General features: G+C 66.0%; 12 protein-coding genes. 8 read left to right on the forward strand and 4 right to left on the reverse strand.

Annotation, left to right across the window (positions count from 1 at the left end; genetic code table 11):
* Positions 1-17: 17 nt before the first annotated feature.
* From ACMGT0_RS01670 to ACMGT0_RS01680, 3 genes are read left to right on the forward strand one after another with little or no spacing between them, the layout of a single operon-like run.
* Positions 18-1,055 carry an ABC transporter substrate-binding protein gene (locus ACMGT0_RS01670; RefSeq protein WP_054061290.1) on the forward strand — a complete coding sequence of 346 codons (1,038 nt, stop codon included), beginning with the start codon at positions 18-20 and terminating at the stop codon, positions 1,053-1,055.
* A 5-nt stretch (positions 1,056-1,060) separates the two neighbouring features.
* Positions 1,061-1,915, forward strand: a complete 855-nt coding sequence (locus tag ACMGT0_RS01675) for an ABC transporter ATP-binding protein (protein ID WP_054061289.1) — start codon at positions 1,061-1,063, stop codon at positions 1,913-1,915.
* 18 nt (positions 1,916-1,933) lie between these two features.
* Complete coding sequence (locus tag ACMGT0_RS01680; RefSeq protein ID WP_054061288.1) at positions 1,934-2,800, forward strand: ABC transporter permease; 867 nt, start codon at positions 1,934-1,936, stop codon at positions 2,798-2,800.
* Between the two features lie 137 nt (positions 2,801-2,937).
* On the opposite strand, the gene ACMGT0_RS01685 is transcribed toward ACMGT0_RS01680, so the two are convergent.
* Together ACMGT0_RS01685 and ACMGT0_RS01690 are read right to left on the reverse strand one after the other, a co-directional pair.
* Complete coding sequence (locus ACMGT0_RS01685) at positions 2,938-3,642, reverse strand: DUF3142 domain-containing protein (protein ID WP_054061287.1); 705 nt, start codon at positions 3,640-3,642, stop codon at positions 2,938-2,940.
* Between the two features lie 6 nt (positions 3,643-3,648).
* The gene (locus ACMGT0_RS01690) at positions 3,649-5,823 is read right to left on the reverse strand and encodes an outer membrane assembly lipoprotein YfiO (RefSeq protein ID WP_416771233.1); all 2,175 of its coding nucleotides are present in this window, start codon (positions 5,821-5,823) and stop codon (positions 3,649-3,651) included.
* A gap of 212 nt (positions 5,824-6,035) precedes the next feature.
* On the opposite strand from ACMGT0_RS01690, the gene ACMGT0_RS01695 reads away from it, so the two are divergent.
* From ACMGT0_RS01695 to ACMGT0_RS01710, 4 genes are read left to right on the forward strand one after another with little or no spacing between them, the layout of a single operon-like run.
* Positions 6,036-6,815, forward strand: a complete 780-nt coding sequence (locus ACMGT0_RS01695) for an efflux RND transporter periplasmic adaptor subunit (RefSeq protein WP_054061285.1) — start codon at positions 6,036-6,038, stop codon at positions 6,813-6,815.
* Positions 6,812-8,134, forward strand: a complete 1,323-nt coding sequence (locus tag ACMGT0_RS01700) for an efflux RND transporter periplasmic adaptor subunit (protein ID WP_054061958.1) — start codon at positions 6,812-6,814, stop codon at positions 8,132-8,134. The genes ACMGT0_RS01695 and ACMGT0_RS01700 overlap by 4 nt, the downstream gene beginning before the upstream one ends.
* Positions 8,134-10,230: a biotin/lipoyl-binding protein gene (locus ACMGT0_RS01705; protein ID WP_416771236.1), complete on the forward strand. Its 2,097-nt coding sequence runs from the start codon at positions 8,134-8,136 to the stop codon at positions 10,228-10,230. The genes ACMGT0_RS01700 and ACMGT0_RS01705 overlap by 1 nt, the downstream gene beginning before the upstream one ends.
* Before the next feature lie 29 nt (positions 10,231-10,259).
* A complete protein-coding gene (locus ACMGT0_RS01710) occupies positions 10,260-10,754 on the forward strand; it encodes a GNAT family N-acetyltransferase (RefSeq protein ID WP_054061357.1) in 495 nt (164 codons plus the stop codon).
* Here the strand turns inward: ACMGT0_RS01710 and ACMGT0_RS01715 are convergent.
* Positions 10,747-11,058 (reverse strand): DUF6916 family protein, encoded by a 312-nt coding sequence (locus ACMGT0_RS01715; RefSeq protein ID WP_054061356.1) that lies wholly within the window; start codon positions 11,056-11,058, stop codon positions 10,747-10,749. The genes ACMGT0_RS01710 and ACMGT0_RS01715 overlap by 8 nt on opposite strands.
* Positions 11,059-11,109: 51 nt before the next feature.
* Positions 11,110-11,697 carry a phage tail protein gene (locus ACMGT0_RS01720; RefSeq protein WP_054061960.1) on the reverse strand — a complete coding sequence of 196 codons (588 nt, stop codon included), beginning with the start codon at positions 11,695-11,697 and terminating at the stop codon, positions 11,110-11,112.
* A gap of 221 nt (positions 11,698-11,918) precedes the next feature.
* On the opposite strand from ACMGT0_RS01720, the gene ACMGT0_RS01725 reads away from it, so the two are divergent.
* A complete protein-coding gene (locus ACMGT0_RS01725) occupies positions 11,919-13,508 on the forward strand; it encodes a glycosyltransferase family 39 protein (RefSeq protein WP_416771239.1) in 1,590 nt (529 codons plus the stop codon).
* Positions 13,509-13,609 lie beyond the last annotated feature (101 nt).

The following is a 13,609-nucleotide window of genomic DNA, read 5'->3' on the forward strand; positions in this document are numbered from 1 at the left end:
CTTGAAGGAGCATCGTCATGCCTGCACCCTTTGCGCTGCTGCCGAAACTCGGCCGCCTCACCACCACCCTCGGTCTGAGCCTCAGCCTGCTGGCCGGTAGCCTGCTGGCACCGGCCAGCGCTCACGCCGAAGGCGAGATCCGCATCGCCGAACAGTTCGGCATCGTCTACCTGCTGCTCAACGTGGTTCGCGACCAGCACCTGATCGAGAAGCACGGCAAGGCCGAAGGCATCGACATCAAGGTGGACTGGACCCAACTGTCCGGCGGCTCGGCGATCAACGACGCGCTGCTCTCCGGTTCGGTGGACATCGCCGGCGCTGGCGTCGGCCCGCTGCTGACCATCTGGGACCGCACCTACGGCCGACAGAACGTCAAGGCCGTGGCGTCGCTGGGCAACTTCCCCTATTACCTGGTGAGCAACAACCCCAAGGTCAAGACCATTGCCGACTTCACCGAACAGGACCGCATCGCCCTGCCGGCGGTGGGCGTCTCGGTGCAGTCGCGCTACCTGCAGTACGCGGCGGCCAAGCTGTGGGGCGACAAGGAATTCAACCGCCTGGACAAGTACACCGTCGCCGTCCCGCACCCGGACGCCACCGCGGCCTTGCTGGCCGGCGGCACCGAACTGACCGGGCACTTCTCCAACCCGCCGTTCCAGGAGCAGGCACTGGAGAACCCCAACGTCCACGTGGTGCTCAACAGCTACGACCTGTTCGGGCCGAACTCGCCGACCGTGCTGTTCGCCACCGAGAAGTTCCGCAACGACAACCCCAAGACCTACAAGGCCTTCGTCGAAGCGCTGGCCGAAGCGGCCGATTTCGCGCAGAAGGACAAGGGCGCGGCGGCGGACACCTACCTGCGGGTGACCAAGGCCAAGATCGACCGGGCGGCCTTGCTCAAGATCATCGACAACCCGCAGTTCGAATTCACCGTGACGCCGAAGAACACCTACCCGCTGGCCGAATTCCTCTATCGCGTGGGCGCCATCAAGCACAAACCCGAGTCGTGGAAGGACTACTTCTTCCAGGACGCCAAGCCGCTGCAGGGGAGCTGACCGTCATGAATGCCCCCTTGCAAGGCCACACGGCCAGCAAACCGACCGCTACCACCCCCGCGTTGCTGGCGGTCGACCAGGTCAGCCTGGAGTACCGCACCCCGCAGCGGGTGGTGCGGGCCACGCACCGGGTCAGTTTCGAAGTCGACCAGCAGGACCGCTTCGTCCTGCTCGGGCCCTCGGGCTGCGGCAAGTCGACCCTGCTCAAGGCGGCGGCCGGGTTCATCCGGCCCTGTGAGGGCGAAATCCGCCTGCAGGGCCAGGTGGTCACCGAGCCGGGCCCGGACCGTATCGTGGTGTTCCAGGAGTTCGACCAGTTGCCGCCGTGGAAGACGGTCAAGCAGAACGTCATGTTCCCGCTGCTCGCCTCCGGCACCCTCAAGCGCCGCGAGGCCGAGGAGCGCGCCCTGCACTACCTGGAGAAGGTCGGCCTGGCGGCCTTTGCCGAAGCCTATCCGCACACCCTGTCCGGCGGCATGAAGGCCCGGGTGTCGATCGCCCGCGCCCTGGCGATGCAGCCGAAAATCCTGCTGATGGACGAACCGTTCGCCGCCCTCGACGCCCTGACCCGGCGCAAGATGCAGGAAGAGCTGCTGCAACTCTGGGAAGAGGTGCGTTTCACCCTGTTGTTCGTCACCCACTCGATCGAAGAGGCGCTGGTGGTGGGTAACCGTATCCTGCTGCTGTCGCCCCATCCGGGGCGGGTGCGGGCGCAGATCCACAGCCATCAGTACGACCTGCACAGCCTGGGCGGTGCGGACTTCCAGGCCTCGGCGCGGCGCATCCATCGGCTGCTGTTCGACGAAACCCCGCAGGCCGAAACCGAACTGGATTTTGCCGATATCCGCATTGCCTATTGAGCGGCTGGAGAGTTGCCGATGAGTCTTTCATCCCCCGTGCGTGAAGAATATGAAGTCATCCTGGAGCCGCTGCTCGAAGTGCCGCTGGAGCGCGAACTGTCGCTGGCGCAACGGCTGTGGCAACAGGGCTGGCTGCGCAAGAGCCTGATCCTGGTGCTGCTGGCGGTACTCTGGGAGGCGGTGGCGCGTTACCAGGACAACGACCTGCTCCTGCCAACCTTCCTGCAGACCGCCAGTGCCCTGTACGACGGCCTGCTCAGTGGCGAGCTGCTGGGCAAGGTATGGATTTCCCTACAGGTGCTGCTCAAGGGCTATGTGCTGGGCGTGGTGCTGGCGTTCGGCCTGACCACCCTGGCGGTGTCGAGCCGCTTCGGCCGCGACCTGCTCGGCACCCTGACCTCGATGTTCAACCCGCTGCCGGCCATCGCCCTGTTGCCGCTGGCGCTGCTGTGGTTCGGGTTGGGGCAGAACAGCCTGATCTTCGTGCTGGTGCACTCGGTGCTCTGGGCGCTGGCGCTCAATACCTACGCCGGCTTTCTCGGCGTGTCGGAGACCCTGCGCATGGCCGGGCGCAACTATGGCCTCAGGGGCCTGCGCTTCGTGCTGTTCATCCTGATCCCGGCGGCGCTGCCGTCGATCCTCGCCGGGTTGAAGATCGGCTGGGCATTCGCCTGGCGCACCCTGATCGCGGCGGAACTGGTGTTCGGTGCCACCAGCGGCAAGGGCGGGCTGGGCTGGTATATCTTCCAGAACCGCAACGAGCTTTACACCGACAAGGTGTTCGCCGGGTTGGCGGTGGTGATCCTGATAGGCCTTTTGGTGGAGAACCTGGTGTTCGACAGCCTGGAGCGGGTGACGGTGAAGCGCTGGGGCATGCAGCGCTAAGCGGTGTGGTTCGATCTGAAGCCTTCGCGGGCAAGCCCGGCTCCTACAGAATCATGTGGTACATAACCTCTGTGTTCGACGCGGCCCTGTAGGAGCCGGGCTTGCCCGCGAAGGCATAGGCCCAGGCACCGCCTGACTCAAGGGTTCTGCAAAAACACCACATACCCGCGAAACCACTCGCTGCCCTTCAGGTACCCGGGCTCCTGCCACTCCCCACCCTGGATCAGGCCGACCTTGAACGGCAACCCCAGCCGGTTCATTCGCGGCAGGTATGCGGCATAGTCGGGAATGCTGCGGCGGCCCTGGTAGGTCTGTACCACCACTTCATCCACCACTCCCCGCAACTGGGCGATGGCCGTCGGGTCGGCGTTGCTGCTCCAGTCCATCAGCCCGGTGATGCTCAGGCGCAAATCAGTCGGCAGCCGCTTGCGCAGGTCGCGCAGGAAGTCGGCGTACTCGTCGAGGTAGCGGGTGCGGGCATCGAAGTCGATCTGGATGCCCACCACCGGGTTGCCCGCCTGCTGCCAGCGTTTCACTTGGCCGAGCAACTGGCGATAGACCGATTCCGGCCAGCGCAGGGTGTGGGCGCGATAGACCACCCAGACCTCGCCCCGGGTCAGGCGCGGAATCGCGATGCCCTGGGCGATGAAACGGACACCCTGTTGGCGTGACTGGCTGATCTGCCCTTGCAGCACGTACAGGCTGCGCGCCTGGGCCAGCACCGGCTGTGGCGCGACCCCGCTCCACAGCCAGAACGCATCATGCTCACGCGCATCGACCGCCGCCAGCGCCTGGCCGGCGCTCAGCCAGGCGGCCAGCAGCAGCCAGCACCCACGGCCCATCGACACTTACCAGTAGTACTGCAGCGACTTGCCCCACTGGGTGTCGGCGTAGCTGCCCTTCAACTGCTTGAACCAGGCCTTGCGTTGCGCCGGCTCGACCTCCTTGCCGCCGCAGCTGTTGTAGCCGGCCGGGGCGTAGCAGTTGATGGCCCGGAATAGCGCGTAGGCCTTGTCCGTGCGCGAGGCCTTGGCATCGGCCAGGACCAGTTGGTAGCCGTCGAGGCGCGAGTACAGCGGGCCCTTGAACAGCGATGGGGTGCCGCCCAGTTCGTCCTTGTTGCGCTGGCTGTCCAGCGGCATGCCGTCCAGGCCGTTGCGCAGGATGAATTCGCCCAGGCAGTTCAGCGCCGCCGGTGCCTTGGCATCGGCCTGCAGGCTGGCAACGGTCTCGGCGATGGTCGGGCAAACGTAGCCGGATTCGGCCTTGGCGCCATTCCAGCGGAACAGCTTCAGCGACTGGCCACCGCTGTAGACGTAGCCCAGGCTGCTGCCCAGCTTGGTGTCGGCCGGTTCGGCGGGCAGTTGCTTCAGGTCTTCGCTGAAGTCCTGGTAGTGACCCAGGCGCAGGTCCTTGTACAGCAGCACGAACAGCGCGCTGTCGCGTTCGCTGGCATCCGCGCCCTGCTTGACCTGCTGGCGCAGCAGTTCGGCATCGGCCACGTGGCGCAGCAGGATGGCGCGCACCTGGGCGGTCCTGATCGGCGAGTCGGCGGCGAACACCTTGGCCACCTGCTGGCTGCGCTCGTAGTGGTTGGCCAGCGCCAGTTCCAGTTGTTCACGTTGCAACGGCTGCTTCGCCTGGGCCAGCAATTGCAGCCAGAGGTTCTCGGCCGCCGGCCAGTCCTGCCTGGCCTCCAGCGCCAGACCGCGCAGCACCTGCTGGCTGAAGGCGAAGTAGTCGAGTTTCGACGGAATCTCGCCGGGCAGACTCTTGAGCGCCGCTTCCGGGTTTTTCTCGACATACAGGTGGAACACCGCCAGCAGGTAGTCATGCAGCGCCGGCTGGGCGGCGAAGATCGATTTGTGGGCCTGCAGGGTTTCCAGTGTCAGCTGTTTCCTGGTTTCGTAGTCGCCCGTCGTGCGCATCGCCATCAGGTCGTTGACGGCCTGGAACAGCGGGTCCTTGATTTCGCCGACGCCGAACACCAGCTTGCTGTCGATTTCCTGCACCAGGCTGTCCGAGGAAACGTTGCGCGGGGCGTCTTCGGGCAGGCTGAACTGCCAGAGGTACTCGGCCGCCTGCTTGTCGCTGTCACCCGCCAGCCAGTAGACCCGGCGCAACAGGCCGCGGGCGGAAGTGGCGTAGGCGCCCTGTGGATAAGCCTTGAGGTAGGCATTGAAGCCGTCCTCGGCCTGCTTCAACTGCGCCGGGTCGGCCTCCTTGTCGGTCGGCATGCCCTCGGCATCGAAGCTGTTCTGCTGGGCGATGTTCAGGGCGGTACGCGCCTGCATGTAGTGCGCGGTTTCCTTCAGCCAGGGCTGGCTGTTCTGCGCCAGGCTGGCGAAACCGCTGGCGGCCTCGCTGAACCGGCCGCTGTAGAAGTCGCTGGCGGCCCGCAGGTAGGCGACGAACGCCTGGCCTGGCGCGGACTGCACATCGGTGGGCAGCAACGCCGCCTGCTGTGCCGGGTCCCAGTTGCAGGCGGTGAGCATCTGGACCCGCGAGCGGGCCAGGGCCTGACGTTCGGTTTCGGACAGCTCGCCAGTGCCGAGCAGGGCCTCGATGAAGGCGCTGGTGCTTTCCTCCGAGTTGCTGCGGCAGCGGCTGCCTTCGCCGGAAAGGAAGGCGTCGCCGGCCGGTGCCTCGTCGCCGCGCTTGATGCCGAGCTTTTCCAGGGTCTCGTCCAGCTCGACGCTTTCGGCGTTGCTCACCTCGCCGCTGGCGTCCGGCACACTCGATTGCAGCCGGGTGTTGGCGAACGGCACCGGGCCGTAGCCTTCGGCGAGGTCGTCTTCGCTCAGTTCGTTGGGTGCCAGCGGCAGCTTGCCCTGGTCCGCCAGCAGCAGGCGCAGGTTGACCCGGCTGTCGTTACCGGGGGCGAGGAAGGCCAGGTTGCTGCAACGGTCCAGGCCGTACTGCATCATCGACCAGCGTGGATAGCAGAAATCATCGGAGCTCGCCTGGGCCTGGGACGAGAAGGCGACGCCCAGCGCCAGGGATGTCAGAAGAGCGATACGCATGAATTGTCCTTAATCCGTAAACGTGCGGCGCCGAGGCCGGGAGGGTGCTCATCATACCGAAGCCCGGGATGTACACCTATGCTTGTACGGGGCCAGGCAACGCAGGCTGTGACCTGCCGCACATCGGTGAACCGGGGCTTCATACTGGCAATTTGCTTGACGCTCACCCTGGCTACCGTAGACTCGCGATTGTCCGACAAGGAGTCACTGTTATGCAGCGTTTTTGGGGTGTGGTTTTCGGGTTGTCCTGTGTGGCGTACGTGGCTCAGGCCCAGGCTGCCGAGACCGACCCGCTGTTGGACACGGCCGCACCGGCGGCCCATGCGACCGCCGCCAGCGAGGCCCGTGGCGTGTTGCGCGCGCGGGACCAGGCAATGCTCGCCAGCGAGTTGTCCGGGCGCATCGTCGAGCTGCCGTTCAGCGAAGGCGAAGCCTTCAAGCAGGGCGATACCCTGGCGCGTTTCGACTGCTCGGCCTACCAGGCCCAGCTCAATGCGGCCCAGGCCGCCGGCCGCGGTGCCAACGAGGAACTGGCCCACAACCGCCAGCTCGCCTCGCTCAATTCGGTCGGTCGTTTCGAGGTGGCCCGGGCCGAGGCCAAGGTCGCCGAAACCCAGGCCCAGGCCCAGGTCTATCAGGTTCAGGTCAAGCGTTGCAGCGTGATCGCGCCCTATGACGGCCAGATCGTGCAGCGCAAGGTCCAGCGCTACGAAAGTGTCTCGGTCGGCTCGCCGATGCTGGAGATCGTCGACAACCGCACCCTGGAAATCCACCTGCTGGTGCCGTCGCGCTGGATGGGCAAGCTCAAGCCCGGACAGACCTTCAGCTTCGTCCCGGATGAAACCGGCCAGCCGCTGACCGCCACCATCAAGCGCCTCGGCGCGCGGATCGACGAAGGCAGCCAGACCCTGCTGCTGGTGGCCAGCCTGCCCAAGGCCGAAGGCCTGCTGGCGGGCATGAGCGGCACGGCGCATTTCGCGGAGCTGAAATGAACGCACCGGTGGCGGGAGCGGTGGAGCGGGTCTTTGCCCAGTTCCTCGACCTGGAGCGGCTGACCCGGGCCGCCCGCACCACCGAGCAGTTGGCCTACAGCCTGGTCAATGACGGCCAGGCGCTGTTCGGCTTTCGCCATGCCGCGCTGCTGATCGCCGGCAAGGTGCGCGCGGTGACCGGGGTCAGCGCGGTGGAGCCGAATGCGCCGTTCGTAGCCTTCGTCGAACACGCCGTGGCGCAACTGTTCAAGCTGGAACGGGCCAAGCCCGCCACCGTGGTACCGATGGAGGCTTTCAGTGCGTCGGTGGTCGAAGACTGGCAGAGCCTGTCGGCGTCGCAGGTGTTCTGGCTGCCGCTGCTGGACCACAAGGGCGAGGTGTTCGGCGGCCTGTGGCTGGCCCGCGACAATCCCTGGAGCCCTTCCGAACAGGTGTTGCTGGCACAACTGGGCGACACTTACAGCCATGCCTGGCTGGCCCTGCAGCCGCGTCGGCCGTGGCGGCTGCGCCTGACCCGCAAGCGCCAGGTGCTGCTGCTGGCCCTGGCGCTGCTGAGCCTGCTGATTCCGGTGCGCCAGTCGGTGCTGGCGCCGGCCGAGGTCGTGCCGCTGGCCGGGCGGGTGGTGGCGGCGCCGCTGGACGGGGTGGTCGCCGAGTTCCTGGTCAAGCCCAACCAGACGGTGAAGACCGGCGATTTGCTGGTCCGTTTCGAAAGCACCACCCTCAAGGCCCAGGCCGATGTGGCCCAGCGGGCACTCGGGGTGGCCGAGGCCGAATTGAAGGCCAACGCCCAGCGGGCCTTCGCCGATGCCGAATCGAGTGCGAAACTCGACCTGCTGGCGGCCCGGGTCGAGCAGAAGCGCGCCGAGCGTGACTACGCCGCCGAACTGCTCAAGCGCAGCGAGGTGCGCGCCGAGCGCGACGGCATCGCGGTATTCGCCGATGCCGAGCGTTGGACCGGCAAGCCGGTGCAGACCGGTGAGCGCCTGATGGAACTGGCCGACCCGAGCCAGGCCGAACTGCGCATCGAACTGGCGGTGGGTGACGCCATCGCCCTGGAACCGGACGCCGAAGTGGCGCTGTTCCTCGACAGCGATCCGCTGCAGCGCCATTCGGCCAGGCTCGAGCGGGTGGCCTATGAGGCGCAGACCACGCCGGCCGGCCAGTTGGCCTATCGCCTGGACGCCAGCTTCAGCGACTCGCCGCCACCGCGTATCGGCCTGCGCGGCACCGCGAAAATCTTCGGCCAGCGCGCACCGCTGGCCCTGTACCTGCTGCGCCGGCCGCTGGCCGGGCTGCGCCAGAGCGTCGGCCTGTAATGAACCTGCCCAGCCTGCGCGCGGACCTGCAACTCACACCCGCCTCGGCGGCCCTCGACGGCTCGCCACGCTGGACCCTGGCCGATCCGGTGCGCGGTCGCTATTTCAAGCTGGGCGCCCAGGCCATTCGCCTGCTGCGGCACTGGTCGCTGGGTGACCCGGCGCGGGTGCTGCAGGCGGCGAACGACGAACCGGGTCTGCCGTTGGGCGAGCCGGAACTGGAACAGATGCTGGTCTTCCTGCGCAGCCACGACCTGATCGCCGCACTCGATCCGCAACAGCGTGCCAGCTACGCCTGGAAGGCCGCCGCCTCGCGCCAGAGCCTGTGGCAGATGGCGCTGCACCAGTACCTGTTCTTCCGTATTCCGCTGTGGCGTCCGGATGCCTTTCTCAACCGCGCCTGGCCATGGCTGGCGCGTTTCGGCCCGCGGTTGCTGCGCTACGGGCTGCCGCTGACCCTGGGCCTCGGGGTGTTCCTGGTCTCGCGGGACTGGGAGCGCTTTCTCGCGACCTTTCCCCACCTGTTCAGCCTGGGCGGGGCGATGGCCTTTGGCGTGGCGCTGTTCTTCGCCAAGCTCTGTCACGAATTCGGCCATGCCTTCATGGCCAAGCGCGCCGGCTGCCGGGTGCAGAGCATGGGCGTGGCGTTCATGGTGCTGCTGCCGCTGTTCTATACCGACGTCAGCGATGCCTGGCGGGTCAACGACCGCAAGGCACGGCTGCTGATCGGCGCCGGTGGGGTGCTGGCGGAAATGCTGCTGGCCTGCATCGCCCTGCTGGCCTGGTCGCTGCTGCCGGACGGCGCGGCGCGCACGGCGGCGTTCATGCTCGCCAGTGCCACCTGGCTGACGACCCTGGCGGTCAACCTCAACCCGTTCATGCGCTTCGATGGCTATTTTCTGCTCAGCGATTTCTGGGAGGTCGACAACCTCCAGGGCCGGGCCTTCGCCCTGTGTCGCTGGCGCTTGCGCGAGGCGCTGTTCGGCTACGGCGAGCCGGCACCCGAGCCCTGGTCGGCCAGCATGCGCCGGCGGCTGCTGGGCTGGGGCTTCATGTCCTGGCTGTGGCGGGCGGCGCTGTTTTTCGGGATCGCCCTGGCGGTCTATCACCTGTTCTTCAAGTTGCTGGGTATCTTCCTGATGCTGGTGGAGCTGGGCTGGTTCATCTTCCTGCCGATCTTCAAGGAGACCCGCGAATGGTGGGCACGCCGCGAACAGGCGCACACCCCGCGGGTACTGCTCAGCGGCCTGGGCCTGCTGGGCCTGCTGTTGCTGGTGGCGGTTCCCTGGCGCAGCAGCGTGGAAGTGCCGGCGATGCTCGAGGCCGGGCGGGTCACGGCGTTGCATGCGCCGGTGGCGGCGCGGGTCCGCCAGGTCAATGTGGAGGATGGCCAGCGGGTCGAGCAGGGCGCAGTGCTGGTGGAACTGGAGTCGCCGGATATCGAATCGCGCTCGATCATCGTCCGGCGCGAGATCGATATCCTGCAATTGCAGCTGCGGCGCCAGGCCGGTCGCAGCGAAACCGCGGCGGATGTCGGCATTCTCGAACAGCGGCTGGCCGAATCGGTGGCCGAGTACCGTGGCCTGCAGGCCCGGCGTGAACGCCTGCTGTTGCGGGCACCCCAGGCCGGCCAGGTGCGTGACCTGATGCCGCAGTTGCGTGCCGGACGCTGGGTTTCGACCCGCGAGCCGCTGGCGCGGATCGTCGAGGAGGGCACGCGCCTGCGCGGCTATCTGGCCGAGGAGGACCTGTGGCGGGTCGCGCCCGGTGCGAGCGGTCGTTTCGTCGCCGATGACCCGATGCGCCCGGCCTGGCCGGTGGAACTGCTGGATGTCGATGCCAACGGTGTATCCGTCATCGACCAGGAGGCGCTGACGTCCGACCACCACGGGCCGATTGCCGTGCGCCGTGACGAGAACCGCCGGCCGGAGCCGGTGCAGGCGCAGTATGGCGCGCGGCTGAAGCTGCTCGAAGAGGTGCCGACACCCAGTCATCCGCTGCGCGGCGTGGCGGTGTTGCAGGGACGCAGCGAGTCGCTGCTGGGCATCGCCTGGCGCCGGATGGCGGCGCTGGGCGTGCGTGAAAGCGGTTTTTGACCATTAACCAGGTTCAGGGAAATATTCCGATGTTGAACAGTTCGTCGGCTGCCGGTTTGTCCATGCGGCCCGCGCGGCCCACCGATGCGCCCTTTCTGCAGAGTCTCTACCAGTCGGCCCGTCCGGAATTGCAGTTGATCGATGCCGAGCCGGAGCTGATCGAGCAGGTGATCGCCCAGCAGTTCCAGGTTCAGGAACAGGGTATCGGCGAGCATTTCCCCAATGCCCTGCACTATGTGGTGGAGAAGCTCGATACGCCCATCGGCGTGCTCAGCGCCGACTTCGGGCCCAATGAAATCCGCGTCCTGTACCTGGCGTTCATTCCGGCGGCACGGGGCAAGGGTTTCGGTCGGATGGTGCTGCAGGACGTGCAGAAGGCCGCCACCCAGGTGCGCTGCCCGGTCGCGACGACGGTCTGGGCGAGCAATCCCCAGGCGCGCCAGCATTACCTGGCGCTGGGGTTTCAGGTCGAAGAGAGCACACCGGGGGCCGAGCGGCTGGTGTGGTATCCGGGTTTCAGTTGAAGACGATGTTGAAGTAGCCCAGGGCCGGATCACGGCCCAACGCCGGCTCCCGCGACACGAACACCTCCTCGAGCCGCCCCAGGCCTGGCAACTCCAGGCTGCACAGGCCGTCGACGAAATCCGTCGGTTGCAGGCTGTGCAACTGGACGATGAACGGCGTACGTGTCATTTCCGGCAACTGTGCCTGCGAGCGCAGCGCTATGGACTCGATCCGGACTTGTAACGGGCTGCCGTCGGGCAGGTAGAGCGGGCAGGACTGATCCACCAGGGGCTGGAAGTGTTCGCTTGAAACATGTTGCAGCATTGATGCTCTCCGTTTGTATGGGAGCCGGGCAGCCGGCTCCCACGGGCTCTATCAGTTGCGCGAAGGGTAGAGCCCTTCCAGGGCGATGCTGAAGTTCACCGCCAGGTAGGGGTTGATCACGTTGATCGGTATGCTGCCACCGACAGTGTTCAGAGTGCCGCCGATGGTGCTGCCCACGCCCTTGAGCGGAACGGCCGTTCCCAACTGGTCGGAGAAGATGCCGGCCGAGGGTGGGCCCGACGGTGCGGAGGCGCCGATGTAGCAGTTGGTCGCCGTTGGTGCGGTGACCGCATTGCTGGGTGCGCTCGCCAGGCCGATGGTGGTGGTGACGGTCAGCCCGGCGGTGGAGATCTGCTGGGCTGGCACGTTGGTGCTCAGCAGGGTGACGTTCTCGGTGCCAGCGCTCTGGCCGATGGTGCGCGAGGACAAGCCGGGTCCGGTGCCCTGGCCGACGGGCAGGCGGCTCTGCAGGTTGGGGAGGGCAAAGTTGGTGGTGCCGTTGCCTCCGTAGTAGGTGCCGATCAGGGCGAACAGCACCTGTTGCTGCGAAAGGTTCATCAACTGCCCGGCGCAGAGTGCCCAGCCCCGAGGGGCGTAGTTGAATCCGAACATCTGGATAGTACCGACAAAAACTTCCATGGATCCATTTCCTTCAGCTGTGTTGAGTGAGGTGCTGCGCCCGGCTATCCCGAGTCTGTAGTGCACCGGGTGACAGAGTAGCCTTTGTCTTTGACGTTTAGGTTTTTTTTGTCGGACAAAAGTCGCGAATGGAACAGCTGGGCAAGCCGATGTCGTTCTAGCCTACAATTCACCGCGTCATGCCTCCCGGGGAGGCAGTCGTTGACTTGTTGAGGGTGGTAATGGGCGTTCCCGGTAGTCATGAAACGATAAAGCGGCTTTACGATCAGCCTGTCATACCCCTGCAACCCCTTGTGCAACTGCTTCGCGAACCCTGGCTGGTACCGCTGCTGGCGCTGGCCCTGGCATTGCGCCTTTATCAGCTGACAGCTGCGGCGATCTGGGGCGACGAAGGTTCCAGCCTGCTGCTGGCGCAATACCCGCTGACCGAGCTGTGGACTCATGCCGCCCGGGATGTTCACCCGCCCTTGTATTTCGCCCTGTTGCGCGGTTGGATCAGCCTGTTCGGCGACTCGATTTTCTCGATCCGCCTGGCCAGCGCCTTGCCCGGGGTCGTGGTGGTGTTCCTTGGCATCTGGCTGGCGCACCTGGTCGCCGCCGGTCGTCGGGCGACGATCCTGGCCGGTCTGCTATTGACGCTGCTGCCCACGGCGGTGCGCTACAGCCAGGAAATCCGCATGTATTCGCTGATGGGCGTGTGGCTGCTGGGCGCGACCCTGGCGCTGGTCTACTGGGTGCACAACCCGCAGCGCAAGCGCTACCTGGTGGCCTACGTGCTGTTGATGGCCGCCGGCTTCTACACCCACTACTTCACCGCACTGTGCGTGCTGTCGCATTGGTGCTGGCTGCTGTTGCTGCGTCGCCATCCCGAGAGTGGGCAACGCCCCATCGCCTGCCGCGACTGGTGGCTGGCCAACGTGGCGATCGTGCTGCTGTTCCTGCCCTGGTTGCCCGGCCTGATCGATCTCGTGCTGCACATGGACGAGCTGAAGGCCGGCGGTGATGTCGGCTGGGAACCCCCGGTGACCCTGGGCTCGTTGCCGTCGATGATCTGGCAGGTGCTGGCCCAGGACGATGGCGTGGGCATGCCGCTGTGGTTGTTCGCCAGTTTGCCGAGTGCCATGGTGCTGGTGATGGTGTTCATTGTCTGCGGCGATCGCAGCCGCTTCCACCTGGAAACGCTGCTGGTCATCTACAGCGCCCTGCCGCTGTTGCTGGTGTTCGCGGTGTCGTTCATTTCACCGGTCTTCATCGAGCGTTACCTGACGGTGCCGGCGCTGGGCCTGCCGATCCTCCTGGCCCTGGCCATCGACCGCCTCGCGCGAGGCCGCAAGGCCCTGGCCGGGCTGTTGCTGTTGGCGGTGCTGGCCGCGGAAGGGGTGGGGCTGAGGAACAACTACACAGTGGATGCCGACGACCAGTTCAACCACATGGTCGAATACATGAACCAGCACAGCCAGGCGGGCGACCAGGTGGTGCTGGGCGACATGTTCTGGTACCTGACCTGGGGCTACTACGACAGGAGCGCCACTGCGCCGCGGTTGTATACGCCGCCGACCGCCAAGGGCGAATCGACCCGGCCCAATCGCTACGGATTCGGCACGCTGATCGACGAAAAGGCCGGGGTTTATCTCGATCACCTGGAGGACCTGCCGGCGGGCAATGGGCGGGTCTGGCTGGTGATGAGCCGGGTTGCACCGGATGAGTTCCCGTCGATTCCGACCGGCTGGCGGAAAATCGACCAGCACGCGGGGGGCGATACGCAGGCGGTTTTATATGAGACCTGCCATCCTTCATGTAGTGAACACTAACCGCCAAGGGCTTGATATAGCTCAATCGGAGCGTTCTCAAGAGCTGTGGAAACGGGCGAAGTCCCGTGTTCATGGGCCTTTTCCGGCTTAAGGCACGGATG

Source organism: Pseudomonas sp. RHF3.3-3, assembly GCF_048069595.1.
GTDB classification, from domain to species: domain Bacteria; phylum Pseudomonadota; class Gammaproteobacteria; order Pseudomonadales; family Pseudomonadaceae; genus Aquipseudomonas; species Aquipseudomonas fuscovaginae_B.